At 66.5% G+C, this 2,151-nt stretch carries 3 protein-coding genes; 1 reads left to right on the top strand and 2 read right to left on the bottom strand.

What is annotated here, in order from left to right; genetic code table 11:
• Together WA317_RS20190 and WA317_RS20185 are read right to left on the bottom strand one after the other, a co-directional pair.
• The coding region (locus WA317_RS20190) for an SDR family oxidoreductase (RefSeq protein WP_425174717.1) at positions 1-743 on the bottom strand (743 nt) is incomplete at its 3' end.
• A 23-nt stretch (positions 744-766) separates the two neighbouring features.
• The gene (locus WA317_RS20185; RefSeq protein WP_425174716.1) at positions 767-1,552 is read right to left on the bottom strand and encodes an SDR family oxidoreductase; all 786 of its coding nucleotides are present in this window, start codon (positions 1,550-1,552) and stop codon (positions 767-769) included.
• 67 nt (positions 1,553-1,619) lie between these two features.
• Between WA317_RS20185 and echA20 the strand changes: the two genes are divergently transcribed.
• On the top strand, positions 1,620-2,151 hold a 532-nt coding region (gene echA20, locus WA317_RS20180; protein ID WP_425174715.1), incomplete at its 3' end, for a (7aS)-7a-methyl-1,5-dioxo-2,3,5,6,7,7a-hexahydro-1H-indene-carboxyl-CoA hydrolase.

Genomic DNA, 2,151 nt, shown 5'->3' with positions numbered 1-2,151 from the left:
CCGGTGATGTCGCGAGATTCGTTGCTGCCCAACCAAACTACCAACGGCGAGATGTTCTCCGGCGCCATCGCGTCGAAGTCATCGTCCTGGGTGGACATCCTGTCGGCGAACACCGTCTCGGTCATTCGGGTGCGGGCCGACGGCGCGATAGCGTTGACCGTGACCCCGTAGCGGCCCATTTCCGCGGCACCCACCAGCGTCATCGCCGCGATGCCCGCCTTGGCCGCGCTGTAGTTACCCTGGCCGACGCTGCCTTGCAGGCCGGCGCCGGAGCTGGTGTTAATGATCCGTGCGTCAACGGTTTTGCCCTCTTTGCTCAGCCCGCGCCAGTACGAGGCGGCGTGTCTCATGGCGGCGAAGTGGCCCTTCAGATGCACCGCGATGACGGCGTCGAATTCCTCCTCGCTGGTGTTGGCCATCATCCGGTCGCGCACGATGCCGGCGTTGTTCACCAGCACATCCAGGCCACCGAACGTGTCGACGGCGGTCTGGACCAGGGCGGCAGCCTGATCCCAGTCCGCGATGTTGGAGCCGTTAGCGACGGCTTCGCCTCCGGCGGCGGTGATCTCGTCGACGACGCTCTGGGCCGCGCTGCCTCCGCCGGCCGGGGATCCGTCCAGGCCTACGCCGATGTCGTTGACGACCACGCGTGCACCTTCGTTGGCGAAGGCCAAGGCGTGCGCGCGGCCGATACCGCCGCCCGCTCCCGTGACGATGACGACGCGGCCGTCGACTATTCCCATTAGCTACCCATCCTCAACATCCTCTACTTGATCGCGTTCGCGTTAGTGGTGGCCAGATAGTGCGGCGGTTCGCCACCGCCGTGTACCTCCAACGAGGCACCGCTGATGTACGCAGCCGCATCCGAGGCCAGAAACGCTGCGGCCCAACCGACATCGGCGGGCGTGGCGAGCCGGCCGAGCGGCACGTTCTTGGAAATGGCGGCGATCGATTCGGCGTCGCCGTAGAACAGCTCCGATTGTTCGGTCTCCACCATGCCGACGACGCAGGCGTTCACCCGGACCTTCGGACCCCACTCGACGGCCAAGGTCTGAGTGAGGCTTTCCAGGCCGGCCTTGGCCGCCCCGTAGGCGCCGGTGCCCGGTGACGGCCGACGGCCGCTGAGGCTGCAGATGTTGACGATCGATCCGCCGCCCGGGTGGTTTTGCATCATGTCGTTCGCGTACTGAGAAACCGACAGCGCGCCAATCAGATTGAGCTCGATGATTTTACGGTTGAACTTCGCGCTGGACTCCGCCGTCAAGACGAACGGCGAACCGCCGGCATTGTTGACCACCACGTCGAGGTGGCCGTGCCGGTCGACGATCGCGTCGATCATCGCCTTGACCGCATCGTCGTCACGGATGTCGCAGGAGTGGAATTCGTAGGGCAGACCTTCGACCTGACGCCGCGCACAGGTGACGACGACGGTGCCCTGCTCGGCGAAAACGGTGCTGATTCCGGCGCCAACCCCTCGAACGCCGCCGGTCACCAGCACGATCCGGCCGGTGAGCCCGAAGCTGAACGCGGGGCCTCCGCCGGCATGAGTCACTGTGCTAGCGTACCAAGCAAGTGCTTGCTTAGGTAATCGTCCCCCAAGGAAGTGGCCGAGGATCTCGATGACAATTACGTCACGCACCGCCGAACCGGGGATAGTCGCGGTCACCGTCGACTACCCCCCCGTCAACGCCATCCCGTCGCGCGGCTGGTTCGAACTGGCCGACGCCCTGACCGCCGCCGGCGACAACCCGGAGACGCGCGCGGTGATCTTGCGGGCCGAGGGCCGCGGCTTCAACGCCGGGGTGGACATCAAGGAGATGCAGCGCACCGAAGGTTTCACCGCGCTGATCGACGCCAACCGCGGTTGCTTTGCCGCCTTCCGGGCGGTCTACGAGTGCGCGGTGCCGGTAATCGCCGCAGTCAACGGCTTCTGCGTCGGCGGCGGCATCGGCCTGGTTGGCAACGCCGACGTGATCGTGGCCTCCGACGACGCCACATTCGGGCTGCCCGAGGTCGAGCGCGGCGCGCTGGGTGCGGCGACCCACCTGTCCCGGTTGGTGCCGCAGCATCTGATGCGGCGACTGTTCTTCACCGCGGCCACCGTGGACGCCGCCACCCTGCACCACTTCGGTTCGGTGCACGAGGTGGTGC

The sequence above is a fragment of the Mycobacterium sp. genome, from assembly GCF_049802695.1.
Lineage (GTDB): Bacteria > Actinomycetota > Actinomycetes > Mycobacteriales > Mycobacteriaceae > Mycobacterium.
Note: the sequence above shows the minus strand (reverse complement) of the source record. Positions and strands in the feature narration are given on the sequence as shown.